General features: G+C 58.0%; 25 protein-coding genes. 11 read left to right on the forward strand and 14 right to left on the reverse strand.

All coding sequences use genetic code 11. The features are described from left to right. Window positions 1-149: 149 nt before the first annotated feature. The 5 genes from gorA to L1P09_RS15140 form a co-directional block, all read right to left on the reverse strand. Window positions 150-1,505 (reverse strand): glutathione-disulfide reductase, encoded by a 1,356-nt coding sequence (gorA, locus tag L1P09_RS15120; RefSeq protein ID WP_009683181.1) that lies wholly within the window; start codon window positions 1,503-1,505, stop codon window positions 150-152. 187 nt (window positions 1,506-1,692) lie between these two features. After that, window positions 1,693-2,532, reverse strand: a complete 840-nt coding sequence (gene galU, locus L1P09_RS15125) for a UTP--glucose-1-phosphate uridylyltransferase GalU (protein ID WP_009683182.1) — start codon at window positions 2,530-2,532, stop codon at window positions 1,693-1,695. A gap of 272 nt (window positions 2,533-2,804) precedes the next feature. After that, window positions 2,805-3,719, reverse strand: coding sequence for a c-type cytochrome (locus L1P09_RS15130; protein ID WP_054906214.1), 915 nt, complete (start codon window positions 3,717-3,719; stop codon window positions 2,805-2,807). Then, window positions 3,716-4,366, reverse strand: a complete 651-nt coding sequence (locus L1P09_RS15135; RefSeq protein ID WP_235767794.1) for a c-type cytochrome — start codon at window positions 4,364-4,366, stop codon at window positions 3,716-3,718. The genes L1P09_RS15130 and L1P09_RS15135 overlap by 4 nt, the downstream gene beginning before the upstream one ends. Before the next feature lie 145 nt (window positions 4,367-4,511). Continuing rightward, window positions 4,512-4,871: a hypothetical protein gene (locus L1P09_RS15140; protein ID WP_161893070.1), complete on the reverse strand. Its 360-nt coding sequence runs from the start codon at window positions 4,869-4,871 to the stop codon at window positions 4,512-4,514. Between the two features lie 159 nt (window positions 4,872-5,030). Here L1P09_RS15140 and L1P09_RS15145 point away from each other — a divergent pair, with 159 nt between their 5' ends. The 8 genes from L1P09_RS15145 to csrA all read left to right on the forward strand — a co-directional run bounded on the left by L1P09_RS15145 (window position 5,031) and on the right by csrA (window position 10,829). Beyond that, window positions 5,031-5,333, forward strand: a complete 303-nt coding sequence (locus L1P09_RS15145) for a DUF1883 domain-containing protein (RefSeq protein ID WP_003250918.1) — start codon at window positions 5,031-5,033, stop codon at window positions 5,331-5,333. Window positions 5,334-5,340: 7 nt separating this feature from the next. Then, entirely contained in the window at window positions 5,341-5,511 is a 171-nt protein-coding gene (locus L1P09_RS15150) for a hypothetical protein (RefSeq protein WP_165944137.1), read from the forward strand. A gap of 39 nt (window positions 5,512-5,550) precedes the next feature. Then, window positions 5,551-6,627 (forward strand): NAD(P)H-dependent flavin oxidoreductase, encoded by a 1,077-nt coding sequence (locus L1P09_RS15155; RefSeq protein ID WP_115293874.1) that lies wholly within the window; start codon window positions 5,551-5,553, stop codon window positions 6,625-6,627. Between the two features lie 176 nt (window positions 6,628-6,803). Continuing rightward, a complete protein-coding gene (gene modA / locus L1P09_RS15160) occupies window positions 6,804-7,526 on the forward strand; it encodes a molybdate ABC transporter substrate-binding protein (protein WP_225624768.1) in 723 nt (240 codons plus the stop codon). Continuing rightward, window positions 7,526-8,206: a molybdate ABC transporter permease subunit gene (modB, locus tag L1P09_RS15165; RefSeq protein ID WP_054905758.1), complete on the forward strand. Its 681-nt coding sequence runs from the start codon at window positions 7,526-7,528 to the stop codon at window positions 8,204-8,206. Before modA ends, modB begins: the two co-directional genes overlap by 1 nt. 1 nt (window position 8,207) lies before the next feature. Then, on the forward strand, window positions 8,208-9,299 hold the full coding sequence (gene modC, locus L1P09_RS15170) for a molybdenum ABC transporter ATP-binding protein (protein WP_235767795.1): 1,092 nt from the start codon (window positions 8,208-8,210) through the stop codon (window positions 9,297-9,299). 56 nt (window positions 9,300-9,355) lie between these two features. Next, window positions 9,356-10,378 (forward strand): DNA topoisomerase IB, encoded by a 1,023-nt coding sequence (locus L1P09_RS15175; protein ID WP_054905756.1) that lies wholly within the window; start codon window positions 9,356-9,358, stop codon window positions 10,376-10,378. A 253-nt stretch (window positions 10,379-10,631) separates the two neighbouring features. Further along, window positions 10,632-10,829 carry a carbon storage regulator CsrA gene (gene csrA, locus L1P09_RS15180; RefSeq protein WP_009683195.1) on the forward strand — a complete coding sequence of 66 codons (198 nt, stop codon included), beginning with the start codon at window positions 10,632-10,634 and terminating at the stop codon, window positions 10,827-10,829. 42 nt (window positions 10,830-10,871) lie between these two features. On the opposite strand, the gene L1P09_RS15185 is transcribed toward csrA, so the two are convergent. The 3 genes from L1P09_RS15185 to L1P09_RS15195 are packed head-to-tail and all read right to left on the reverse strand — an operon-like array spanning window position 10,872 to window position 13,848. Continuing rightward, entirely contained in the window at window positions 10,872-11,225 is a 354-nt protein-coding gene (locus L1P09_RS15185; protein ID WP_054905755.1) for a response regulator transcription factor, read from the reverse strand. 11 nt (window positions 11,226-11,236) lie between these two features. After that, the gene (locus L1P09_RS15190) at window positions 11,237-12,682 is read right to left on the reverse strand and encodes an ATPase domain-containing protein (RefSeq protein WP_235767796.1); all 1,446 of its coding nucleotides are present in this window, start codon (window positions 12,680-12,682) and stop codon (window positions 11,237-11,239) included. A gap of 5 nt (window positions 12,683-12,687) precedes the next feature. Continuing rightward, window positions 12,688-13,848, reverse strand: a complete 1,161-nt coding sequence (locus tag L1P09_RS15195) for a two-component system sensor histidine kinase NtrB (RefSeq protein WP_054905753.1) — start codon at window positions 13,846-13,848, stop codon at window positions 12,688-12,690. Window positions 13,849-14,382: 534 nt separating this feature from the next. On the opposite strand from L1P09_RS15195, the gene pobA reads away from it, so the two are divergent. Continuing rightward, complete coding sequence (pobA, locus tag L1P09_RS15200) at window positions 14,383-15,558, forward strand: 4-hydroxybenzoate 3-monooxygenase (protein WP_232892484.1); 1,176 nt, start codon at window positions 14,383-14,385, stop codon at window positions 15,556-15,558. Between the two features lie 286 nt (window positions 15,559-15,844). On the opposite strand, the gene L1P09_RS15205 is transcribed toward pobA, so the two are convergent. Next, a complete protein-coding gene (locus tag L1P09_RS15205; protein WP_235767797.1) occupies window positions 15,845-16,759 on the reverse strand; it encodes a ketopantoate reductase family protein in 915 nt (304 codons plus the stop codon). A 228-nt stretch (window positions 16,760-16,987) separates the two neighbouring features. On the opposite strand from L1P09_RS15205, the gene L1P09_RS15210 reads away from it, so the two are divergent. Beyond that, window positions 16,988-18,004, forward strand: coding sequence for a carbon-nitrogen hydrolase family protein (locus L1P09_RS15210; protein ID WP_054905751.1), 1,017 nt, complete (start codon window positions 16,988-16,990; stop codon window positions 18,002-18,004). A 178-nt stretch (window positions 18,005-18,182) separates the two neighbouring features. Continuing rightward, entirely contained in the window at window positions 18,183-19,406 is a 1,224-nt protein-coding gene (locus tag L1P09_RS15215; RefSeq protein ID WP_235767798.1) for an MFS transporter, read from the forward strand. Here the strand turns inward: L1P09_RS15215 and L1P09_RS15220 are convergent. From L1P09_RS15220 to mdlC, 5 genes are all read right to left on the reverse strand, one after another. Continuing rightward, window positions 19,375-20,400 carry a helix-turn-helix domain-containing protein gene (locus tag L1P09_RS15220; protein WP_235767799.1) on the reverse strand — a complete coding sequence of 342 codons (1,026 nt, stop codon included), beginning with the start codon at window positions 20,398-20,400 and terminating at the stop codon, window positions 19,375-19,377. The two genes, L1P09_RS15215 and L1P09_RS15220, sit on opposite strands and share 32 nt — an antisense overlap. A gap of 122 nt (window positions 20,401-20,522) precedes the next feature. Further along, window positions 20,523-21,839 (reverse strand): OprD family porin, encoded by a 1,317-nt coding sequence (locus tag L1P09_RS15225; protein ID WP_054905748.1) that lies wholly within the window; start codon window positions 21,837-21,839, stop codon window positions 20,523-20,525. A 95-nt stretch (window positions 21,840-21,934) separates the two neighbouring features. After that, entirely contained in the window at window positions 21,935-23,413 is a 1,479-nt protein-coding gene (locus tag L1P09_RS15230; protein WP_054905747.1) for an aldehyde dehydrogenase family protein, read from the reverse strand. A gap of 21 nt (window positions 23,414-23,434) precedes the next feature. Beyond that, the gene (locus L1P09_RS15235) at window positions 23,435-24,769 is read right to left on the reverse strand and encodes an MFS transporter (RefSeq protein ID WP_192440306.1); all 1,335 of its coding nucleotides are present in this window, start codon (window positions 24,767-24,769) and stop codon (window positions 23,435-23,437) included. Window positions 24,770-24,810: 41 nt separating this feature from the next. Then, window positions 24,811-26,400: a benzoylformate decarboxylase gene (gene mdlC / locus L1P09_RS15240; protein WP_235767800.1), complete on the reverse strand. Its 1,590-nt coding sequence runs from the start codon at window positions 26,398-26,400 to the stop codon at window positions 24,811-24,813. Between the last annotated feature and the right edge of the window lie 18 nt (window positions 26,401-26,418).

Genomic DNA, 26,418 nt, shown 5'->3' on the forward strand with positions numbered 1-26,418 from the left:
TTGATGGATAGAATCCTAACTAATCATCCCGCTGAAGGCTCATTGGCAAAGCTCATGCTCGTGATTGGTTTTGGCTATAGCCAGAGGTACTTGATAGAAGACTCAGTTGTAGGAGCGGGCTGCCCCGCCCCTTCAACGTAACGCATAGATCAACGGCTAGCCGTACGCAGGGTGACGAACTCTTCGGCGGCCGTCGGGTGCACACCGATGGTTTCGTCGAATTGCTGCTTGGTGGCACCGGCCTTCAAAGCAATACCCAGGCCCTGGATGATCTCGCCGGCATCAGGGCCGACCATGTGGCAGCCCAGCACCTTGTCGGTGTCGGCATCGACCACCAGCTTCATCAGGGTCTTTTCCTGGATGTCGGTCAGGGTCAGTTTCATGGCGCGGAAGCGGCTTTCGAATATCTGCACCTTGTGCCCTGCCGCCAGCGCCTGTTCTTCCGTCAGCCCCACGGTACCGATTGGCGGCTGGCTGAACACGGCTGTGGGGATGTTCTGGTAGTCCACCGGGCGGTACTGCTCGGGCTTGAACAGGCGCCGTGCCACCGCCATGCCTTCGGCCAGCGCCACCGGGGTCAGTTGCACCCGGCCAATCACGTCACCAATGGCCAGGATCGACGGCGCGGTCGTCTGGTATTGTTCATCGACCCGGATATAGCCACGCTCGTCCAGCTCGACGCCGGTGTTTTCCAGGCCCAGGTTGTCCAGCATCGGGCGTCGGCCGGTGGCATAGAACACGCAGTCGGCCTGCAACTCGCGACCATCCTTGAGCGTGGCCTTCAGGCTACCGTCTTCAAGCTTGTCGATGCGCTGGATATCGGCATTGAACTGCAGGTCGAGGCCGCGTTTTTCCAGCTCTTCCTTCAGGTGGGTACGTACCGAACCATCGAAACCGCGCAGGAACAGGTCGCCACGGTACAGCAACGAAGTAGCCGCCCCCAGGCCCTGGAAGATACCGGCGAACTCAACCGCGATGTAGCCACCGCCGACCACCAGCACCCGGCGTGGCAGGCTCTTGAGGTAGAAGGCTTCGTTGGAGGTGATTGCCAGTTCCTTGCCTGGAATGTCCGGCACCTGCGGCCAGCCGCCGGTGGCGATCAGGATGTGCCTGGCACTGTAGCGTTGGCCCTCCACTTCCACTTCATTGGCCCCGGTCAGGCGCGCGTGCCCCTGCAGCAGGGTCACCCCGCTGTTCACCAGCAGGTTACGGTAGATGCCGTTCAGGCGCTCGATCTCACGGTTCTTGTTGGCAATCAGGGTGCCCCAGTCGAAGTGCCCTTCTTCCAGGGACCAGCCGTAACCGGCAGCCTGTTCCAGTTCATCGGCCACATGCGCACCGTAGACCAGCAGCTTTTTCGGCACGCAGCCGACGTTGACACAGGTGCCGCCCAGGTAACGGCTTTCAGCCACTGCCACTTTTGCACCAAAACCAGCGGCGAAGCGCGCAGCGCGCACCCCGCCGGAGCCAGCGCCAATCACGAACAGATCAAAATCGTAGGCCATGTGTTCTCTCTCCTAGCAGGCGCCCAGCATAACGCACTGAGGCCGCTTTGCAGCCCTTCGTGGCAAACCCGCCCCATCAGGTGGGCGCACGCCAAAGGCATGCGCGGTAACTGTAGGAGCGGGCCTGCCCGCGAAGGGCCGCGCAGCGGCCCCAGTCATCGCAATGTTGCTACAAGCAGCGGCTGTATCAGTAAGCCTTGCCAGTCTTGTAGTAGTTCTCGAAGCAGAAGTTGGTCGCGTCGATGTAGCCCTCGGCGCCACCGCAGTCGAAGCGCTTGCCCTTGAACTTGTAGGCGATCACGCAGCCGTTCTGCGCCTGCTGCATCAGCGCGTCGGTGATCTGGATTTCGCCGCCCTTGCCTGGCTCGGTGTTCTTGATGATGTCGAAGATATCCGGCGTCAGGATGTAACGGCCAATGATCGCCAGGTTCGAAGGTGCATCTTCCGGTGCGGGCTTCTCGACCATGTTGGTAACGCGGAAGATGTCGTCACGGATCATGTCACCGGCGATGACACCGTACTTGTTGGTTTCCTGAGGGTCGACTTCCTGGATGGCGATGATCGAGCAGCGGAACTGGTTGTACAGCTTGACCATCTGGGTCAGCACGCCGTCACCTTCCGGGTTGACGCACAGGTCGTCCGCCAGCACCACTGCAAACGGCTCGTCGCCGATCAGCGGGCGCCCGGTGAGAATGGCATGGCCCAGGCCTTTCATTTCGGTCTGGCGGGTGTACGAGAACGAGCACTCGTCCAGCAGACGGCGGATACCGACCAGGTATTTCTCCTTGTCGGTGCCCTTGATCTGGTTTTCCAGCTCGTAGCTGATGTCGAAGTGATCTTCCAGGGCGCGCTTGCCGCGGCCGGTCACGATGGAGATTTCGCTCAGGCCGGCATCCAATGCCTCTTCAACGCCATACTGGATCAGTGGCTTGTTGACCACCGGCAGCATTTCCTTGGGCATGGCTTTGGTAGCAGGCAGGAAGCGCGTACCGTAGCCGGCTGCCGGGAACAAGCATTTCTTGATCATATACGTCCTTACAAAAGGCTAGGCCTGTGGAATTCGGCGCAGTCTAATCAGGCGGCACAAACCTTACAATGCCTGACCTGCGGCCAACCGATGGGTAGATAGAGATAAGCAAGTGTAGATAGTTCCGAGGGATCGCAAATATCGCCAGCAGACATGCAAGTGAAATGCCACAGCTCACGCATGCCTGTGGTGGCCTCCTGGCGAGTAAACCTGCTTCCAAAACCACCGTTGCAGGCCAGGTTTACCCGCCAAGCGTTCGCTACTGGCACCCGTCAGCTACCGGTCCCCTGCCCGACCAGCACGCCATCGACCTTCTGCCCATACAGGTTCACGCCGTCATTGGCATGGAATTTCACCCGCGTCTTCTCGACAGAGCCTTCTACCAGGCGGGGATCCTGCGGCCGTTCATGCCGGTTGATCCATGCCGCAACATCCCAGGCCTGCTGGTCGCTGAGGCTGCCCGGCTTGCCCAGTGGCATGTTGTACTTGATGAAGGATGCCGCCGTGTTGATACGGTGCATACCGGCGCCCCAGTTGTAGCTGTCCTTGCCCCACAGCGGCGGCATCACATATTCGCCCGCCACTTTCTGCCCTTCACCGTTGTCACCATGGCAAATCGCGCATTGCTCGCGGTACACCTGCTGGCCACGCGTGAAGTCGTACCCGCCTGCAGGCTGCGCGACTTCCGGGTAACCGCGCCCGGCAATTTCGACGCCGGTCGGCGCCTTGGTCGACAGCCAGTACGCGTACACCGACAGCGCCGTCATCTGCGGGCTGTCCGCGGCCGGCGGCTTGCCATTCATGCTGAACTGGAAGCAGCCCTGGATGCGCTCGGCAAAGGTGTTGACCTTGTCGTTTTTCTTGCGATAGGCGGGGTACATGGGGTACGCGCCCCACAGTGGCGCCGAATGGGCCATACGCCCCTGGTCGAGGTGGCAGTTGCTGCAGTTCATGCCGTTGCCCACCGCCTCGGGCATCAGCCGGCGGGTATCGACGAACAAGGCATGGCCTTCACGCACCATCTTGCCGAAGGCATTGGCGGGCAGCTCGTCTTCCGCCGGGGGCGTGAACTGCGGGGCGGTCTGCTTGCCGGGGACCTTCAGTTGCGACTGATCTTCCATGGCGATAGGCGCGGCCTGGGCACTGCCCACAACCAGCAGCAACAGAGCAGGGATCAGCGGTTTCATGGTTTGATCTCCTGGCTGGCGGGGCGGGCGAAGAACTCGGCAACAGCCTTGATCTCGTCATCGGTCATGGCCTTTGCCACGCCGACCATCAGCTGGTTCGGGTCATTGCTGCGGCTGCCGTCGCGCCACGCATTGAGCTGCGCCACCAGGTAACTGGCAGGCTGCCCGGCCAAAGGCGGGAAGTGCTCGCCAACGCCACCGCCACCCGGACCGTGGCATTGCACGCAACCAGGGATATGCCGGTCCCAGTCGCCGTACAGGGCCAGGCGGGTGGTAGGGTCACCGGCAATCTGCTGGCGGCGCCCATCAACAACCTTGACTGCCGGCAGGCTGGCCAGGTAGCTGCTGACGGCGGTGATTTCCTCTTCGCTCAGGGCCTTGGCCAACGGTTCCATCACCGCCTGCTTGCGGCTGCCACTGCGCCAATCATGCAATTGCTTGCTGAGGTAAGCAGCCGGCAGGCCGGCCAGCCGCGGAAAGCCCGCCGCAGCGATGCCCTTGGCGTCCGGGCCATGGCAACCCAGGCAAGCCAGGGCGGCGGGGTTGGCCCCGCCTTGGGTGAAAATTTTCTGGCCATCGGCGGCATGCGCCCCGGGCCAGGCCAGGATCAGCAGGCTGCCGATCACGACGCGACTCAACGGTGTCATCACGAATCTCCATTTCTTTTGTTATAAGCTTAGGCTTAAAAAACATAAGCAAATGGATACTAGCCCCGTCGGGGAAATCGCAACAACGTCAGGCCGGCCGATCTGATGGCCAATAGCCCATTAACCGCCCTTTACTTGCCTCAGATCAACTCCCCGAGATGCAGCGGGTAGCTGCCGTGCGCACATCGCCCAGGCGCAACGGGAAGTTGCTCAGCCGCTCATGCAGCTTGATGCTGCTGCCGCCGCCACGCTCATCGATATCCAGCAGGGCGGCCGGGCCAGCACCTGCTGTCAGCTTCTGCGGCACCGTTAGGCGCAGGCCGTCACCGCGCCGCTCTTCCACCAGTGGGTCACGGCTGTCGGCAAGCTGCGCCTTGACGCAATCGGCATACTCCCGGGGCGTCTTGCCAGAAATCACATCCAGGGTCGCATGCGATTGCTCCAACTCGGAAACACTGACACAGCCACCCAGTGCCAGTGTCAACGCGGCCACCATCCACTTCATCTGTCATACCTCAACTTGTACGAACCCCGTTCGACAACCGTCAGGCAGTTTTGCTCCGTGCTTTGGCAGAATTATCCAAGCCCGGCGAACAGCGCGGCAGTATAACGGCACATCGTGGTATCTTTTGCCTTTGCTGAACCAAACCTTGCGGAGCATCACATGAAATTCGTACACCAGCGCGAGCACCTCAATGAGGACGACATCGTCGTCATCGAGTGTTCCCAGCGCTGCAATATCCGCCTGATGAACGACGCCAATTTCCGCAGCTTCAAGAACGGCGGCCGTCATACCTACCACGGCGGCCACTTCGAGAAGTTTCCGGCGAAGATCACCGTGCCCAGCACCGGTTTCTGGAATATCACCATCGATACCGTGACCACCCGCCCGATCTCGGTTACTCGCAAGCCCACCCTGACCCACAAGATCAAGATCATCCGTCGCTCGTCGTCGAAACTCAGATAAGGCCACCATGACCCAGACCATCAAGTACGTGATCAAATACAAACTCGACGGCCAGCGTCGCTGGGACTTCGCGCTGATGCCCGACGCCTCGCAGGCGCAAGCCCTCGAAGCCTTGCGCAAAATCCATGGTGAAGACGCCGACAAGATCAGCGACATTCAGGTCAGCAAGGCCCTGTAGTAGCCGCCGCACCGTTCGCCCAGCGCAAGGAGACCTCGCATGCGCCACTGGCCCGACCGCCGCATCCTCGACCTGTTGGGCATCGAGTTGCCCATTCTGCAGGCCCCCATGGCGGGGGCAACCGGCTCGGCCATGGCCATTGCGGTGGGCTCGGCCGGCGGCCTGGGCGCCCTACCCTGCGCCATGCTCAACGGTGAGCAGGTGCGCGCCGAAATTGCTGCATTCCGCGCCGGCTGCCCGGGGCGCCCCTTGAACCTGAACTTTTTCTGCCACCAGCCACCCGCGCCCGACGCCGAGCGCGACGCGCGCTGGAAGCAGGCGCTCGCCCCCTACTACAGCGAAGTGGGGGCGGATTTCGCGGCGCCCACCCCGGTCTCGAACCGTGCGCCTTTCGATGAGGCGAGTTGCCAACTGGTCGAACAACTGCGGCCGGAAGTGGTGAGCTTCCACTTTGGCTTGCCCCAGGCCGACCTGCTGCAACGGGTACAGGCCAGCGGTGCCAAGGTGCTCTGCACCGCCACTACCGTGCAAGAGGCCGTCTGGCTGGAGCGCAACGGCTGTGACGCCATCATCGCCATGGGTTATGAAGCCGGCGGCCATCGCGGCATGTTTCTCAGCGACGCCATCACCAGCCAGATCGGCACCTTTGCCCTGGTACCGCAGGTGGCCGACGCAGTCCGCGTGCCGGTCATCGCCGCCGGTGGCATCGCTGACCATCGCGGCCTGGTGGCGGCCCTGGCCCTGGGCGCATCTGCCGTGCAGATCGGCACGGCATACCTGTTCTGCCCCGAGGCCAAGGTTTCGCCAGCACATCGGCAGGCGCTGGACAGTGCGCCTGCCAGTGACACGGCGCTGACCAACCTGTTTACCGGCCGCCCGGCCCGCGGCATCAACAACCGTATCATGCGCGAGCTGGGGCCGATGAGCGCGCTGGCACCAGCGTTTCCGCTGGCGGGCGGGGCATTGATGCCGTTAAGGGCAATCACCGAGCCGCAGGGCAACAGCGACTTCAGCAACTTGTGGTCAGGGCAGGCGTTGCGGTTGGGGCGGCGTATGCCGGCCGAGGCGCTGACCCGGGAGATCGCGGCCAAGGCACTGGCCAGGGTTGCCGGGTAGACCGCGCCTGTGCGGCCTGCGGCAACCTTTCGTTAGCCCGCAATCACACCATCCTTGCGAATGCACCCTGCAGCCCTTCCCGGCAACTGGCCTATCGCTATATAGTTGTGAATATAACGATATCCCAAGGAGCTGCCTGCATGCGTATCCGCCCGTCTCACCTGGCCTTCACTGCCATGGCCAGTCTGTTTGCCTTCAACACCGCCTGGGCCGACGAGGTTCAAGTGGCCGTCGCGGCGAACTTCACGGCGCCCATCCAGGCCATTGCCAAGGACTTCGAACACGACACCGGCCATACACTGGTCGCGGCTTACGGCGCCACGGGGCAGTTTTACGCCCAGATAAAGAACGGCGCGCCCTTCGAGGTGTTCCTTGCCGCCGATGACACGACCCCGAAAAAGCTCGAGGAAGAAAAGCAGATCGTCCCCGGTTCACGCTTCACCTACGCCATCGGCACCCTGGCGCTGTGGTCGGCGAAAGAAGGCTACGTCGACGCCAAGGGCGAGGTGCTGAAACAAAACGCATTCAGCCACCTGGCCATCGCCAACCCCAAGGCCGCGCCATACGGCCTGGCCGCCACCCAGGTACTGGACAAACTGCAGCTTACCGCGGCCACCAAAGGCAAGATCGTCGAAGGCCAGAACATCACCCAGGCTTTCCAGTTCGTCTCCACCGGCAATGCCGAACTGGGTTTTGTCGCGCTGTCACAAATCTTCAAGGACGGTAAAGTGACCCAAGGCTCGGCCTGGATCGTACCGGCCAACCTGCACGACCCGATCCGCCAGGACGCCGTACTGCTCGACAAAGGCAAGGACAACGCTGCCGCCAAGGCCCTGATCGAATACCTGAAGGGGCCAAAGGCCGCCGCCCTGATCAAGTCCTACGGTTATAAAATCTGATGCCGCTGGATGCCAGTGACCTGGGTGCCATCTGGCTGACCGTTAAACTGGCCAGCCTGACCACGGTGATCCTGCTGATCATCGGCACGCCGGTCGCCTGGTGGCTGGCGCGCACGCGCTCCTGGCTACGCGGGCCAGTGGGCGCGGTGGTGGCGCTGCCGCTGGTGCTGCCACCGACCGTCATCGGCTTCTATCTGCTGATCGCCCTCGGCCCCCACGGCTGGCTCGGCCAGGCCACCCAGGCCATGGGCCTGGGCACCGTGGTGTTCAGCTTCACCGGCCTGGTCATTGGTTCGACCGTCTATTCCATGCCCTTCGTGGTCCAGCCGTTGCAGAACGCCTTTGCCGCCATCGGCCAGCGCCCGCTGGAGGTCGCGGCCACCTTGCGCGCCAGCCCGTGGGACTGTTTCCTCCATGTGGTGCTGCCGCTGGCGCGCCCCGGTTTCGTCACCGCCAGCATTCTCGGTTTCGCCCACACCGTGGGTGAATTCGGTGTGGTGCTGATGATCGGTGGCAACATCCCCGACAAGACGCGCGTGGTTTCGGTACAGATCTTCGATCACGTCGAGGCCATGGAATATTCACAAGCACACTGGCTGGCCGGCGCCATGCTGGTGTTCTCGTTCCTGGTGCTGCTGTTGCTGTACACCGGGCGCCGCGGTAAAGCCGGCTGGAGCTGAGATGACTGCATCGATAGTGGCGCGCCTGAACCTGCCACGTGACGACTTTACCCTGGACGTAGACCTGCACTTGCCCGGCCGCGGCATCAGTGCACTGTTCGGTCAGTCCGGCTCTGGCAAGACCACTTGCCTGCGCTGCCTGGCGGGGCTGGAGCGGGCTGCCAACGCCTATGTCGAGGTCAACGGCGAGGTCTGGCAGGACAGCAGCCGTGGTTATTTCCGCCCTCCCCACCTACGCCCGGTGGGCTATGTATTCCAGGAGGCCAGCCTGTTCCCGCACCTGTCGGTGCGCGCCAACCTGGAATTCGGCTGGCGCCGCCTTGCGGCCGCCGAACGCAAAGTCAGCCTGGGCCAGGCCAGCCAGCTGTTGGGTATCGGCCATTTGCTGGAGCGCCGCCCGGCGACTTTGTCGGGTGGTGAGGCGCAGCGGGTTGGCATCGCCCGCGCCCTGCTCAGCAGCCCGCAGCTGCTATTGATGGATGAGCCGCTGGCCGCCCTCGACGGCCCACGCAAGCGCGAGATACTGCCGTACCTGGAACGCCTGCACGGTGAGCTGGACATCCCGCTGGTGTATGTCAGCCACGCACAAGATGAGGTGGCACGCCTGGCCGACCACCTGGTGCTGCTGGAACACGGCCGAGCCGTGGCCAGCGGCCCCATTGGCGAAACCCTCGCCCGCCTCGATCTGCCGCTGGCCCAGAACGACGACGCCGGGGTGGTGTTCGAAGGCCGGGTGGTGGGGCACGACCCGCACTACGATCTGCTCGACCTGCGCCTGCCCGGCGAACATGGGCCCTTGCTACGCATCGCCCATGCCGCCCGGGCCTTGGGCGACACCTTGCGGGTCAAGGTGCAGGCGCGTGACGTAAGCCTGGCACTGACAGCTGACAGCACCTCGAGCATCCTCAACCGTTTGCCGGTACAGGTGCGCGAAACCCGCCCCGCGGCCAACCCGGCGCATGTACTGGTCAGCCTGGACGCTGGCGGCAACCTGCTGCTCGCGCGCATTACCCGGTTTTCGGCAGAGCAGCTCGCCCTGCACGCGGGGCAGGTCGTGTACGCCCAGATCAAATCGGTGGCGCTACTGGGCTGAGCATACCTGGCACGCGTGTTGTCCATTGATCAGTGATCTGATCGAGGCCAAACACCATGCTCGACTGCCCTCTGCCGCGCAGTTTGCACTATGTCGAAGACAGCCAGCCAGGCCTGGCCCGGCGCCGTTGGCGCGACCGCTTCATCTACCTGGACGCCGATGGCGAACGGGTCCGGGACAAGGACACCCTGGCGCGCATTGCCGCCCTGGTGATCCCCCCGGCCTACACCGACGTGTGGATCTGTGCCGACCCCCAGGGCCACCTGCAGGCCACCGGCCGTGATGCGCGTGGCCGCAAGCAATACCGCTACCATGTGCAATGGCGCGAACTGCGCGACCAACACAAGTACGGCCGCATGCTGGCCTTCGCCCAGGTTTTGCCGAAACTGCGGGCACAACTGGAAACCTACCTGGCACGCCCAGGGCTGGACCGGGAAAAGGTCATGGCACTGGTGGTGAGCCTGCTGGACCACACGCTGATCCGCATTGGCAACCAGCGCTACCTGCGCGACAACCAGTCGTACGGCCTGACCACCCTGCGCAACCGCCACGTAGAGGTCAAGGGCAGCAGCATTCGCTTCCAGTTCCGCGGCAAGCGCGGTGTCGAGCACAACGTCACCCTCAATGACCGGCGCCTGGCCAACCTGCTCAAGCGCTGCATGGAACTGCCCGGGCAGGCGCTGTTCCAGTACCTGGATGCCGACGGCCAGCGCCATAGCGTCGGCTCGGCCGAGGTCAACCAGTTCCTGCAGCAACTCACAGGTGCCGACTTCACCGCCAAGGACTACCGCACCTGGGCTGGCAGCAGCCTGGCGCTGGACCTGCTCAGGCCGTTGGCCTGGGAACCGGAGGCCGAGGCCAAACGCCAGGTGGCCGCCATCGTTCGCCAGGTGGCCACGCGCCTGGGCAATACCCCGGCGGTCTGCCGCCGCTGCTACATCCACCCCGCCGTACTCGAACACTACGCCCTGGGCCGCCTGGCGGACTTGCCAAAGCACCGCGTACGCAAAGGCCTGGACCCTGAAGAGGTGGCTTTGCTGGTATTTCTTCAAGCCCTAGAGGAACAGGACGGTCATTAAGCCTGTCTATTTAAGCCATGATGCGAAGAAATTTCCCATTGGCCGCCAACGGCCCTATTCTTGCCACCGAGCACCTTGGCCGACAAATCGCTGACGGTTTGCTTTGGCACCTGCAAGTGAAGGTACGCAACAGAATTTTTCTGTCGGGGAATTACTATCCGCCGAAAGCGTCTTTAATGAGAAGGAACAGGGACCCGCTCCCGCCGCCGCGGCAGTTAGCCATGCGGACTTTATTATCACCAAGGAGAACTACATGCTGATACTCACCCGTAAGGTTGGCGAAAGTATCGTCATCAATGATGACATCAAAGTCACCATTCTGGGCGTCAAAGGGATGCAGGTGAGGATCGGTATCGATGCACCGAAGGATGTACAGGTCCATCGTGAAGAGATCTTCAAGCGTATCCAGGCCGGCAGCCCAGCCCCGGAAAAGCACGACGATTCACAGTGAACCCCGGCTGACCAAGCGCATGGATGCGCTCGGCCGCAGGCTTCAGGCTTTCAGTAGCTCACGCACCTTCGCAATCATCTTGTCCATATCGAATGGCTTGTCGAAAATGGCCTCGAACAGGGCAGGACAGACCTGGCTGGCCTGTGCGCCACTCATGAGAATGACTGGCACCTCGCGCAGCGCCGAGCAGTCACGCATGGCGCGCACCAGCTCCTCGCCATTGAGCACCGGCATCATGTAGTCGGTGATCACCAACTGCACGCTCTCGGCCACAAGCATTTCCAGCGCCTTCTTGCCGTTGATGGCCTTTTTCACCTCGTAACCTTCCTCCTCCAGGGCGAAGGCCAGGATATCGGCGATCAAGTATTCGTCATCGACGATCAGAATGGTGTTCATTGCCCCGCCTGTCACCCGCCGTCCTGCGGCACCGGCGTACCCGAAAGCACCCCGCTGTTGCCGGCGAACGCCTTGTGTAGCGTGATGCCCTGGGGCCCGATCAGCAGCTCGTGCAAGGCCGGGTCATGGTGGCTGTCACGCACCTTGAGGATCGACAGCATACGCCGCAGCTGCGAGTCCAGTTCCACAAAGCGCATCAGCATCAGGTTGTCGACGATGCTCGACAGGTCCGGCGCCGGTGCGCTGATCTCGGCGCCGAAAATATCGCGCATTTCCCAGGTCAGCATCACGCTGACGCCGCGCGCGCGCAGCTCACCGGTCAACGCGCGAAAGAACGCATTGAGGCGGGCCGGGTCGGTGGCCAGGCGGCTGAATGCCCCCAGGCTGTCGATGACCACGCGCTTGCTGCCCAGTGCGGCGACCCGCTCCAGCAGCCGCGCGCCCACCTGGTCGAGCAACCCCTCTGTGGTGGGTTGCCAACACAATTGCAAACTGCCGCTTTGCTCCATCGCGGCAAAGTCGTACCCCAGCGATGCGGCCTTGCTGCGCAGGCGCTCGGGCGTTTCATAGAAGCCGAAATGCAAGCCTGGCGCTTGCGCGGTACTGGCGCCAAGAAATGCCAGGCACAACGAGCTCTTGCCAATACCGGACGGGCCGATCAACAAGCTGACCGAACCGTTCGCCAGCCCGCCGCCCAGCATTTCATCGAACGCGGGTACCCCGCTGGTGACGCGCCCCACATTGCCGCCGGCGACCTGGCTGGGTTGGCTGAACAGCGCTTCCAGGCGCGGAAACACGTGCATGCCGGCTTCGTCGATCAGGCACTCGTGGCGCCCCGACAACGCCCCACTGCCGCGGGTTTTGCGTAACTGGACATGGCGCACGGCACGGCTGCCCAGTAACTGCTCACCCAGCTCGATGACCCCATCGACCATGGTGTGCTCAGGGCTCCCCTCCTCCAGCCGGGCGCTGGTCAGCAGCAACACGGTACAACCCGCGAACGCCGCGTGGCCTTGCAGTTCGGAGACGAACTTCTTGGTGTCGAGCGTGGTGTGTGCACGGGCGCGGGCATTGAGCACGCCGTCGACGATCAGCAGGCTGGCCTTTTGCCGGGTGATTTCCTGGCGCAGCAAGCGCACCACAGCCTCCAGCCCTTCCTGCTCCAGGGTGTCGAAAGCGCTGACGAACTGGATCTGGTCACCAATCAACCCCTGGTCGAAGAACGCGAGCGTCGACAGGTACTGGAACAAGCGTTCATGTGACTCGCTGAGCAAGGTAGCCACCAGCACCCGACCACCGTCACGCACGTGGTTATGGGCCAGCTGGTTGGCAAGAATGGTCTTGCCGGCACCCGGTGGCCCTTGAACGATGTAGGAGGCGCCAGCCACCAGGCCACCCCTGAGCAACGCATCGAGCCCGTCGATGCCCGTTATCAGCCGCCTGAGTGCCTGTGCCATGTTGTCTACCTGTCGAGTGGGCTGGGTGCCTGATTCTGATACATTGGCAGATAAAGTTGCATGCAAGTTCCACGACCCGGCGCGCTATCGACACGAATAGCGCCGCCGCTCTGCCTGGCGAAGCCGTACACCTGGCTAAGGCCCAGGCCAGTACCCTTGCCAAAGGGCTTGGTGGTGAAGAATGGCTCGAAGATGCGTGGCAGCACTTCGGGCGCGATACCCTCGCCACTGTCCTCCACCCCAAAGCACACAAAGCGGCCGTGCAGCCCTTCCACCTCGCCGGCCAAGTCGACCAGCTCCACCCTCAGGTCGATATGGCCATTGCCGCTGATGGCGTCGCGGGCATTGAACAACAGGTTGAGCAAGACCATTTGCAGCTGCCCGGCATCGACTTCGATCAGCGGCAGGTCCGGTTGCAGCACCACCGTCAGCGTGATCGCACTGGGTAACGCATGCTCCAGCAGGCCACGGGTGGCGGCAACCAGGGCAGCCGGTGCAACACTGGCCACATCGAGCTGGCGGTGGCGGGCGAAGCTGAGCAATTGCTGAGTCAGCTCGGTGCCGCGCTGCCCGGCATCGATGATGTGCTGCAGCATGCGCTGCGCCCGCACCGGGTCCTGGGTAGTCTGCGCCAGGCGTGCCGAGCTGAGAATGATGGTCAGCATGTTGTTGAAGTCGTGCGCCAGGCCACCGGTCAACTGGCCAAGCGCCTCAAGCTTCTGCGCCTGGAACAGCTGGGCGCGCATGGCATCCAGTTGCATGGCAGACTCACGACGGTCGGTAATGTCACGGGTGACCTTGGCAAGGCCGACGATCTGGCCGTCTTCGTCGCGAATCACATCCAGCGCGGCCAACGCCCAGAACTGCGTGCCATCCTTGCGTACCCGCCAGCCTTCATCCTGTGCCACACCCTGCTCGAGCGCCTGGCGCAGCAGGCACTCAGGGCGGCCGTCAGCGCAGTCCTGCGGGGTAAAAAACAGCGAAAAGTGCCGGCCGACCACTTCGTCGGCGCTGTAACCCTTGATCCGTTGCGCGCCTGCATTCCACGACACCACATGCCCAGAAGGGTCGAGCATGTAGATGGCATAGTCCACCACCGACTGAACCAGCTGTTCATAACGGTGGGCGGGCATGTCGGGGCGGTCGATGCTATCAGCTGAAACCATGCATACTCCACTGGCACAGCAGGAAGGACAAAATGAACGTAACCCGGTGTGCCCAGCCTTGAGCCATCCCTTGACACTCTTGGATCCAACCAATCTGTAACAGTGGCTTAATGACTGCAACGTGTCAATTGCCCATTACAACTGCCCTCTCATCTGTAGATCATAGGTGCTGCGGTTGACTCAACTATAACAATGGGTTATAAAGCGCGCTTGATTGCAAAGCCCTTCTGCTTAGAAGCGAGCCGTCGTTCACGACCCCTTCAAGCGTGCGAGTGTGGTGGAATTGGTATACACAGCAGACTTAAAATCTGCTGACTGTCAACGCCTTTTATGTCATGCCATTGCACCTACATAAAGGGCTGTAGACCACGTACAACCAAGCTTCTAGCGTTTGCCCTCCTCCCCTATATCCTTCATTATTTTTGGTCTTTTTGAGAGCTTGGTAGCCATTTGGTAGCCGGCACTTAAAATTAAGCTCAGCTCTCGTAAGCTTTCCTCAGCGCTCGTAAGCCCAAAGTGCCTCCTCCTCGAACAATCTTATATTTTCTAAAATTTTTTCCATCATTAAATCGGCTACCAAACCTGCTGTTGAACGCTGGCATCGACAACATCATCATCGAACGCAAAGACCCCGATTACATCCTCTCCCGCATTCGCGCAGGCGTTCTTGAACAGGGCACTGTTGACCTGCTTCGGGAGGCAGGCGTAGGTGCTCGAATGGATGAAGAAGGCCTCATTCACGACGGGTTCAAAGTGGCGTTCGACGGTCGGAGCGAACATATCGACCTGAAAGCTCTGACCGGTGGCAAAACCGTGATGGTGTACGGTCAGACTGAGGTCACACGCGACCTCCTGCAGACTCGCAAGGGTGCTGGCGGACTTAGCATTTACGATGCTGATGACGTGCAGCCACATGGCCTGCAGAGTGACAAGCCCTATGTCACCTTCGTGAAGAACGGTGAGACGGTCAGGGTTGACTGCGACTACGTGGCTGGCTGTGACGGTTTCCACGGTGTATCTCGCCAGTCGATCCCGGCAGATAAAATCAAGGCCTTTGAGCGAGTGTATCCCTTCGGCTGGTTGGGTGTTCTTGCCGACACCCCGCCAGTGGATGAAGAACTGATCTACGCCCGGCATGAGCGTGGGTTTGCGCTGTGCAGCATGCGCTCCCCAACCCGTACCCGCTATTACGTCCAGGTAGATGCTCAGGAAAAGGTCGAGGACTGGTCAGACGAGCGATTCTGGGGTGAGCTGAAAAGTCGTCTGCCGGAGGATGTGGCCAACCGCCTGGTCACTGGCCCGTCGATTGAAAAGAGCATTGCCCCGCTGCGAAGCTTTGTCGTAGAGCCAATGCAATACGGGCGCATGTTCCTTCTGGGTGATGCCGCACACATTGTTCCTCCGACCGGAGCCAAAGGCCTGAATCTGGCAGCGAGTGATGTGAATACGTTGTATCGCATCATGGTCAAGGTCTATAAGGATGGTCGTACCGATCTGCTGAGCAAATACTCAGAGATATGCCTGCGTCGTGTATGGAAGGCAGAACGCTTTTCCTGGTGGATGACCTCCATGCTCCACAACTTCGCAGGTACGGATTCGTTCAGCCAGCGAATTCACGAAACTGAGCTGGATTACTTCGTGTCGTCTGAAACAGGTCGGAAGAGCGTGGCTGAGAACTACGTTGGATTGCCTTACGAATCTATTGACTGAGTCTGAGAAATCTCCAGCAACGCCATTGGTATCGAGAGATGCCGGTGGCGTATTGCGTGGCAGCCTACGAATTCACTTGCAGTATGTAATATTTATGCTGTGAGAAAGGAAAGGTGGGAGCAGCAGGTGTCGAGATCGTGTTCGCAGTGTTAGCCGGACAAAATCGGTATGTGACAGATCAGTTTGGTTGGGTAGCCACCAGGGCATTGCATCTTACTTTTTCAGCATGATGCAACACCCTGATTCAGTAACGTTGCACTTGGCCTCGGAGCCAAGCGTCTTTCAATCAATAGCCGCTTTCGATCAGCTTGACCAAGTCACCAAGCGTTCTCAGCACAGGGGTATCAACACCCGCATTCCGGCCACGATCAGCGACGGCACCGTTTATGAAGTCGATCTCCGTCCGGCGACGTGCTTCTACGTCTTGAAGCATGGATGGCTTGTGGCTTACATGATTATCAAACGCGTGTTGGATGGCGGTTACTACGTTACTTTGCTGAGCAGCAATTCCACTGGCATTCGCGACTGCAACCGTTTCCTTGATGATCTGGCTAGCCAAGCTTCTGCCTTGCTCCGATTTTCCGACACCGCCTACAGTCAGGCCACTCACTGCGCAGAGAGAATTCAGTGCCGCATTGAAAGCGACCTTCTCCCAAATTGCCACTTGCACGTCTGGGTTGGCAATGCACTCCAATCCAGCTGCAGTAAAGGCTTCGGCAATGTGATGGACGTTGGCATCATCCTCGCCACTGGCAGTCCAGATGTTGATATGCCCCTCACCGTGGCTACTGACTACACCCGGCTCAATCAAGTCTGCGGGGAAATTGGTCATACCGACAATGATGCGCTCATTTGGTACGACTGCAGCGATTCGCTCAGCGTTCCCCAGGCCATTTTGAACAGACATTGCCCAGGTATTAGGGCCGACCAGGTGCTTTACCGACTCAATCGCCGCTGAGGTGTGAAAGCCTTTGGTGAAAATGATGAGTAGATCGAATGGGTTTTGGAAGTCATCCGCGCGCCCGACAGGCAACATCAGGGTATTGGAGCCACCATGTGATTTGAGGATCAGGCCCTGGCGCTTGATTGCCTGGATGGTTGGCTCGGATGCATCAATCAGGGATACCTCTTGCCCGCCAAGCGCCAAGCGCGCTCCAAAAAGTCCACCCATAGCCCCGGCGCCAATGACTGCAATTCTCATGATATCTCCACAGTATTTAGATTCGTCGCACCTCATGAAATCACGCAACGCCGCATCAGACAAATAAATGATTTTCGATGTGAAAATAGACAAAGCTTATATTTTTTGGGATAGGAACTGGTCGATTGTAGACTGGGATATTGGAGCAATTTCCCTGACATGGATGATCAAAAGGCGGATTCAAGCGGCGATTAGACTGAGGCCGACCCAGGCCAAGAGGACACCGCCATGCCAGTCTCACACCCTTCTTTTAGGGTAGCAGCCGTCCAGGCAGCTCCCGTTTTTCTCAACCTTGACGCGACTATCGACAAAGCTATTGGCCTTATCGGGCAAGCGGCCCAAGAAGGCGTTGAGCTCATCGCTTTCCCGGAAAATTTCTTCCCAGGCTACCCCTTCTTTCTGTGGCTGGGCACGCCCGCCTGGTCGATGCAGTTCGTCCAGCGTTACCACGACAATTCGATGATGGTCGACAGCGTCGAATACAGGCGACTTGAGGAGGCGGCCAAGCGTCACAATATTCACCTTTCTATTGGATTCAGCGAAAGATCAGGGGGCAGCCTGTATATGGCTCAGGCCTTGATCAGCAATAAAGGCGTCACGTTAAGCACACGCAGAAAGCTCAAGCCCACGCTAGTGGAGCGCTGTTTGTTTGGTGAAGGGGATGGCAGCGACCTGACAGTCGTTGACACCAGTCTCGGAAAGATCGGATCACTGTGTTGCTGGGAGCATGTCCAGCCACTTACCAAATATGCAATGTATGCGCAGCACGAGCAGATACATATCGCAGCCTGGCCCAGCTTCTCACTGTATAGGGACGTTGCCTACTCGCTTGGGCCTGAGGTGAACACGGCTGTCACCCAGACGTATGCAGTTGAAGGTCAGTGCTTCGTCATCGCACCCAGCTCCGTTGTCAGCCCGGAGATGATTGAAATCCTGTGCATGAACGATGACGCTCGAAAGCTTTTGCCTGAGGGTGGTGGGCACGCCCGAATTTTTGGCCCAGATGGTTCGCCTTTAGCTTCTCCAATCGATGAGCATTCTGAAGGGCTACTACTTGCAGATTTGGATCTGGGAGTGCTGAGTCTCGCTAAGCTCGCTGCTGATCCCGCCGGTCATTACTCGAGACCTGATGTTACTCAACTTTTGTTAAACAAGTCTCCACGCCGACCCGTTGTGGTCATCAATGAAGGTCAAATAGACGAAACCAACATTATCCAGTCGGAGGAAGTACCCGAAATAAATTGAGAGTGGTGAGATTCAACACGAAGATGTTGACCTCTCTGCAATTCAGCTCACTGCCTAATAACAATACTTGTGGAGCTCCTATGAAAAATTTCGCCGCGTGCGCCTGGTGTCCGGTGTAGCTTACGGCTTTGGTTTTTAAATAACATTAAAATTTGAATTCAAAGGTCACAAGCACATCATGAAATCGATGACGTATGAGTTTAAGATTGTACTTTTGCTTGCCTTGCTTTTCGGTATAGTAGGGCTTGACCGATTTGTGGTTCTATACCTGTTCCCGGTTATTATTCCGGAGCTTGGTTTGAACAACATGCAGGCAGGAGCTGTAGCATCTGTGTTGGCGTTCACTTGGGCGATATCAACTTGGGTGCTGGGGAGTTTGTCCGATAAATATGGACGAAAAAGAGTCCTTATTTATTCTAGCGTCTTTTTCTCCCTGATGACTTGGATGACTGCATTGGCAAAAAGCTTCACCAGTATGCTCGTGGTTCGAGGCTTGCTGGGCGTAGGAGAAGGTGGCGTATTCAGCACCAGCGTAGCTGCAATCGCCATGGCATCACGGCCCGAAAAAAAGGGGATGAACTTAGGGATCCATCAGGCATTTTTCCCCCTGCTTGGAATCGGTCTGGGCCCCATCATCGCCACTCAACTTAATAACTACATGCCATGGGAGATCGTGTTTGTTGTGGTTGGCATTCCTGGTTTGATCTTAGCGTTTTGTATTGCCAAGGTTATGAAGGAGCCGAATGCGCCACTTGGACAAAATTCACCACACGAGAATGCTGGAGCGTTTGCAGCCTTGCGTTACCGGAATATATGGGTAGCAACGGTTGCCGGATGTTTCTTCCAGACTGGACTATTCGTATTCTCCACTTTCGTCGCGCTCTACCTAACAAAGGTCGTTGGGCTTGAGCTTGATACAGTCGGAATCATCATCTCCGGCTGGGGCTTTGGTGGTTTCATCGGCATGATCGCGATGCCCGCCATCTCAGACCGTTTGGGCAGGAAGCCAATCATGGTCGCCTGCGCCGCTGTGTACAGCGTTTTGATGCTGATATTTGTTTTGTACCCATTACCACCGGCGGCCATGTTCGGGCTGCTGTTCGTTGCGGGGATTTTTGGGTTTGGTACTGCACCTATTTTCCTGGCAATCATTCCCGCAGAAACGGTACCAAGCCGCATTGTAGGCAGTGCAGTAGGTATTCCAACCTGTGTCGGAGAAATGCTCGGTGGCGTTGTCATGCCCATTGTTGCAGGTGGGTTGGCTGACCAGTTTGGATTGCAATATCCAATGATAATGGTGGGGGTGGCGTTCGCAGCTATCGCTGTCGTCTCAATCGCTTTTGTGGAGACAGCTCCACTCGCGTTAAAGGCTAAAGGTGCTCCCTTGGCAACACAGGCTTGAGGGGAGTTTTCTTACCCGCCTCTTGGGTTCCTTGTGAGTGCAGCGACCGGTACTCACGAGGGCTCAGGCCAGTATATTTTTTGAACGCTCGACTAAAGTGCGCGTTACTTGAAAAACCCCAGTCATAGGCGATGTCGCTAATCAAGCGGTTGGCTGTGACTGGGCTAATCAAATCTTGCTGGCATGCTTCAATTCGCCGCCTAACAATAAACTCACCTACGGACAATGGCTGATGCACGAATGCTCTATGCACCGAGCTCAAAGACATTTTCAGGGCAGTCGCTACAGCATCTACAGTCAAACCAGGATCATAAAGATTATCCTCAATGAATTGCCTTACCCTTCCAGCGTGATAATTAGATAAACGTGAATTTGGCTTCTCATTGACTCCGCAGACGCCATCAAGGCCTATGCTTAACATTTCCAACAAAGGTTTTGCCAGATCGTCCATTTTAATATCTGGACTGCTCTCTTTCTCTTCAAATATATTAAGCATCAAATTTGAAATAATTCTGCCGATGCCGGTCATGGTATCGATAGGCAGGGCCACGGCATTGCTTGCCGCAGGAGAATAAAGCCGCATTGTGTCCACTGGAATCCTAATGGAGCACATTCTGAAAGTTTCGAGAAGCTCGACCTTGTATTCGCTTCTTGTGTCATACAGCACCAACTGCCCGGGGTAGACTCGGCACATTCTGTCATTTTGAGAAAGTTCACAAACACCCTCAGTTAGAAGGCTGAGTATGAAAAATTCCTCGGACTGAGTGTGATTGTTTGCTCTCTGTACCGCGTGCGGGGTAGCACGGAGGTCGATGAGATCGAGATTTCCGAGTGCATTGTGGGAGAGCGAGGCCTGAAAAGAAGTGCTAGCGCTGTGAGCCAACCTGGAACCAAGGCTACATTTGAGCTCCACGAAGTATTTTTTACTGATCTCGTTCCAGAAGCTAGGCACATCCGATCCGGGGACGGCTGCAGTGGTGATGAATGTACCCATTTCGAAAGCCCCACCTACAAATAAGAGTGAGTCAAGCAAGTTTTGTACCGAAGATGCCGTCTTGGTGACATGGAGTGTTCGGCGGCCTGTAGATTAACAAATTGCAGAGCGCCTATGCTCACTCATGTGCAGGACGCCCCGGAATGGAGCGCCTTGGGAGGATTCCAAAACTTGTAGGTATAGGTGGTGATCAAGCGGTTCTCGTCGTAATCTGCTCCTGCCAAGGTGGCAGAACCATATCGAGTCTTGACATCAATGTGCCGCCATTCAAAACCAAGGCCGGCGAGTGGGCCACTCTGGATCACATAGTTTAGAACCAGGTTGAGTTCGCTCTCCACGTTCTTATCAAGGTTATCGCCACGATCAATACCCGTACCTCTCATGTATCGAGTCATGAAACGCAGGCCGGGAATACCGGAAGCGGCGAAGTCATAGTCGTAACGGGCTTGCCATGAGCTTTCGTTTGGCTTGAAGAAGCCTAACGTCGACCAGTTAACCAAGTAGGGTTGCGGAGCATAGCCATTGAAAACGGGGAACCCATCGTCACCAAGCATGCGCTGGTAGGCAATTGTGAATGTATGACCTCCTTTTTTCAGGGCAGTCATGACGCCATATGCCTGGTTGTCGATATCCCCGTAAAGCGCCGCGCCATCTTCGGTGTTATGGTAATAGCGAAGATCAGTCTTCAGGCTATATCCATCCCCGAATGGAAGAACATGAGCTAATCCGAGATAATTTTGCTTATAGATGTCTTCCAGCTGGCCGTAAAAGTATGTTTCGGAAAGCGATTTACTTAGCTCGTAAGTTCCGCCCGCAAAATTTAGGCCGTCACTGCGGGCTACTCGACCGCTCCCGGTCATTAAGTAAATCTTTTCTCTGTTAGATGACTCGCGTGATGCGATCTCAGTGATCCTGCCTGCGGTAACACTAAGACCGTCAATCTCTTTAGATTCAATGAGAGCGCCTTGGTAGGTGGTCACTAATTGGCGCGAGTCATCAATGTAGGCTACTGGTAACATCGGGCGAAGCTCGCCGACCTTGAGCTCAGTTTTTGAGAACCGGGCTTTACCTGTTACACCTGTACGCCCGTAAACTCGAGCTTGTGACTGGCTTGAAGCGTGATAGGGCAAGACGCTATCCGGGCCTCTGCCGCCGCCTCCGTCAAGCCTGTAGGCCCATTGGGAATCGACATCCAGGCCGAACTGAACGGGCCCTTCCGTGTAACCTGAGTTTATACGCAGATCGAAGCCTTGGCTCCAGCTGCCAACACGGGATTTTGGTGCATCGGACTGATGAAAGTCGCGGTCAATATAGGCATTGCGCATTCCTAAACTGACGGAAGTATCATCTAGAAAGTCAGCGTGCGCGACTGAAAAAGGTATTGAAATAGAAATACCCAGGACGAGCGCCCCATACAACCCTTGAGGGAAGTTATGCATTACTTCTCACCTTTATTATTTTTGGATGGTGAATCACAGCTGGCTCCCATCATGGGAGCCAGCTGGAACAGCTTTAAATTATCGAGCTTTTTCGATCAGAACGGATACTTGCGAGGAACGCTTTGAACACTGATCCAATGATCAGTTGTGAACTCTTCAATCGCCCACTCACCATTGAATCGGCCAAGCCCCGAGTTTTTCTCCCCCCCGAATGGAGCATGAGCTTCATCATTCACCGGGATATCGTTCACATGAGTCATCCCGGCTTTGACCTTGCGAGCGAAACGTGCACCACGTTCCAGGTCGCCAGTGAACACGGCGCTCGACAGTCCGAATTCACTGTCGTTTGCCAGCTCGAGAGCATGTGCTTCGCTGTCAGCCTTCTGAATGCCTACGAGCGGCCCAAAGATTTCGTCCCTGGCAATCTCCATGTTCGCTGTGACGTCAACAAACACATGCGGCGGTAGTACCTGACCATTAGGCTCTCCGCCTACTACCAGCTTGGCCCCTTCTTCATGGGCGCGATGAATCTTCTCAACCAGGCCCTGAAGCTGCTTTTGGTTGATCACTGGGCCGATCACGGTGTCAGGCAGGCTTGGATCACCCACCTTCAAGGCTTTGACCCGCGCTACATATTTGTCGACGAACGCATCGTACAGAGGGCTTTCCACAATGATCCGGTTGATGGCCATGCAAATCTGCCCTTGGTGCAGGAATTTGCCCATGACCGCAGCCGCTACCGCTTGATCGAGATCGGCATCAGCCAAGACCACGAACGGGCTGTTACCGCCCAGCTCAAGTGCCACATGTTTCAGGTGCTTCCCGCCACTGGCAATACGGCCAATGTTCGCTCCAACCGGGGTCGACCCTGTGAAGGAAATGAATTTGGGAACCGGGTGCTCAACGAAGGTGTCGCCGATCTCTGCGCCAGGGCCGACCAGAACACTGATAACTCCAGCCGGTACGCCTGCTTCTTCAAAAATACGAGCGCTGAGAAGACCACCAGTCACGGGTGTATCGCTCGCAGGCTTGATGACGACTGCGTTACCCAAAGCCAGTGCAGGTGCTACAGAGCGCTGTGTCAGGTGGAATGGGAAATTCCACGGGCTGATTACGCCGACAACGCCCAGTGGTTCGCGGTAAACGCGGTTCTCTTTGCCTGGAACATTGGAGGGCAGAATGCGGCCATGGACACGTGCAGGGAACGAAGCCGATTCCAGGGTGATGCTACGCGCAGCCCCCCATTCAATTTGAGCTTTGATGCGGGTCGAGCCTGATTCTTTGATGATCCACTCGATGATTTCTTCCTTGCGTTCATCGAAGATCTGAACCGCACGCAACATAATCCCAGACCGTTGAGCAGGGCCCATTTCTTTCCAGGCTACTTGTGCCTCTTGGGCCGCAGCATAGGCTTCATTGAGATCTTCACGGTTTGCCTGCTCGATCTGGAGCAAGGTTTCACCGCTATAAGGGTTGGTGTCTTGAAGGGCCTTGCCGGCGCGACCCTCGCGCCATTTGCCTGCAATTGGCAAAAGATTCAAATCGGCGTAACGATCGGTTTTTTGCTCGCTCATGATGTACTCCTAGTCTCGAATTCAGGAATGCGCGTCGATGGCGCAGGTACGGATGTCTGAACGCTCTTTCGCTGCATTCTTGATGAGGACGATAGCGAAAATCGCGATCACTCCTGGTGCTGCACACAGTAGGAAATTGAGCTGAGTTGGCAGGTTCAGACTGAGCATCAAGCCGCCCAAGGCCGGGCCTGCCACACCACCGAACCGACCGATTGCTGAGCACCAGCTGACGCCCGTGCCACGGATCGTGCTTGGGTACTGCTGGGCTGCAAAAGCATGGATGACAGCCAAAGTACCGATGGTGGTGGCTCCCGCAATCAACAGCATGACGTTCAACACAAACGGGCCGGGCTTGATGCCTAGGATGCTGAGGGAAACCACCGCCAAGGCGAAGAAAAGGATCAGGGTAGCTTTGCACCCCCACTTGTCAGCGAGCCAACCTCCACCTAGGGCGCCGATAGTCGCACCGAGGTTCAGAATCACCAGGAACATCAGGCTCGATCCAAGGGGATAACCTGCAGCGATCATGATCTTGGGCAACCAGGTGTTCAAGCCATAAACCATCAGCATGCACATCCCGAAGCCGAGCCAGAGGAATACCGTACCAACCGCTCGGCCTTCGCTGAAAAGACGAGACAGAGGGGTGCTTGTCGAGGATTTCTCTACGGACTCAACGTGAACGTTGGCGATGTCTACGTGCGGATTAAGGCGTTGCAGCAGCTCTGCAGCCTTGGCCTTATCTTTGCTCAGCAAGAATGCCAAGGACTCAGGCAGTTGGCGGTACATCCAAGGCATCGCGAGCAGGGGCAGGCCCCCTACCAGAAACGTTGCTTCCCATCCAAATCTAGGGATGATCCAGATCGCTATCATCGCGGATGCCATAGCTCCTACGGAATAGAAGCTCAACATGATGGTGGTGAGACTGCTGCGACGAGCCGCAGGGGCCAAATCGTTCATCAAAGCCACGATATTGGGAATCGCGGCTCCCAGCCCCACGCCAGTGACAAATCGCAGGACTGCGAAGCTTGGTGCGTCCCAGGTAACAGCTGTAGCCAGAGCACAGCAGCTTGCTAGGCTCATCGAGCCCAAGATGATTTTTCGTCGACCTAACCGGTCGGCCAGGGGGCCGATAAGCACAGCGCCGAACATCATCCCGAACAGCGCGGCGCTGCCCATCCAACCGGCGTGAATTGGTGAAATTGCCCACTCTTCCATGAGACGGGGTACAACAGATCCGTAGATGACCAGATCGTACCCATCGAACAGCATGATAAACGAACACCAAAAAAGGAGCCCGTAGTGCAAACGCCCGAGTGGGGCGTTCGCGGCAGCTGATAGCGCACTTTGATTAGACATAGTAAGCACTTCTCTTGTTGTTATAATGTATGACAGATTTCTTAGTGAGGCTGGATAGTTACAGTTGGAACCTCAATGACAGTTGGTTCCGTGGAGTCCAGGGCTGCACGCAATGCTGCTTCAAACTTCTCTCGGGTATCCGCATTAACCGCTTTAAGGCCATAGCCTTTGGCAATCGCACAGAAGTCCAAGCCAGGAACGTCGAGGCCTGGTGCGTTATCTACTTCCAATACGCCGGCAAACCATCTGAGGGCACCGTAGGTTCCATTTTTCAAAATCACGAAAACTACTGGGATTTTGTATTGGGCAGCAGTCCAAAGAGCGGTGATCCCGTAATTAGCGGAACCATCACCAATCAGTGCTACTACGCGGCGATTTGGCTCTGCCAACTGGACACCTACTGCGGCAGGCAAGCCGAAGCCCAAACCACCAGCTGCCGGGAAGTAATAGCTGCCAGGGTTTTGAAGGTTCATGCGCTGCCAGAAAGCAGTGGTCGTCGAAGTAGATTCCTTCACGTAGATGGCGTCTGACGGGGCAACTGCGTCGAGAACCTCGAACAGCGAATCGGGGTGCAAGCGATTGGGTTCGTCTGCGGCGGCAGGGGCGATTTCACGCTGTGCTGGATAAGCGATGTCACGCTGCCGAACGGCTTCAGCCACAGCGCTTAGGGTGGCCCGGATGTTACCGATTAGAGAATCGCCCATTGGCGCGCGCGCGGCTTCTTGGGGGTCGGAGGTGATCTGAATCAGGCGGGCACCTGCCGGCAGGTAATCACCTGGAGCGAACTGGTGGTAGCGGAATACTGGAGCACCTACGACCAAAATCAGGTCATGACCATCAAGCGTTTTGCTAATCCCAGCGATAGCAGCTGGCAGTACGCCACGGAAGCTAGGGTGGCGGGTCGGGAACGGGCAACGTGAAGCGGATGGAGCCACCCAGACAGGCAGGCGAAGCTTATCCGCCAGCATTACTGCAGCGTGGTTCGCACGCGTGGCATCGACATCCGGGCCCAGAACCAAAACCGGGTTCTTGGCTGCGTCGAGCCGCTGAGCGAGCACCGCCAATTGCCGGGTATCTGGCAGGCCGGCAACTTGCACTTCGCGATCTACCAGATGCTCAACACCTGCAGGAGAGTCCTGCTCCCAATCATCGTAGGGAATCGAAAGGTAAACGGGAGCCTTGGGCTCTGTGTTGGCGATGTGGATGGCCTGGCTCAGCGCACGTGGTACGTCCTGGGCATTGGCGGGCTCGTAGCTCCACTTCACAAGGGGCTTGGGAAGTTGTGGCGCATCCACGTTTGCCAGCATCGCTTCGACGCCGATCATCGAACGAACCTGTTGGCCTGCAGTGATCACCAAAGGGCTGTGGGAGTACACGGAGTTGGTGAGCGCTCCCATGCCGTTTCCGGTGCCTGCGGCAGCGTGGAGGTTTACGAAAGCAGGCTTGCCGCTCGCCAGCGCATAGCCATCCGCCATACCCACCACTGCGCCCTCGTGCAAGCCGAGGATGTACTGGAAGTCCTCCGGGAAGTCTTTCAGGAAGGGCAATTCGTTGGAGCCAGGGTTGCCGAACATGGTGGTCATGCCATGACGGCGAAGCAGGGCGTAGGAGGCGGAATGTATTGTTTTCACTTAGAGAATTCCCGTTGG

It is taken from the genome of Pseudomonas juntendi (genome assembly GCF_021560075.1).
In the GTDB taxonomy this organism is placed as follows: Bacteria; Pseudomonadota; Gammaproteobacteria; order Pseudomonadales; family Pseudomonadaceae; genus Aquipseudomonas; species Aquipseudomonas juntendi.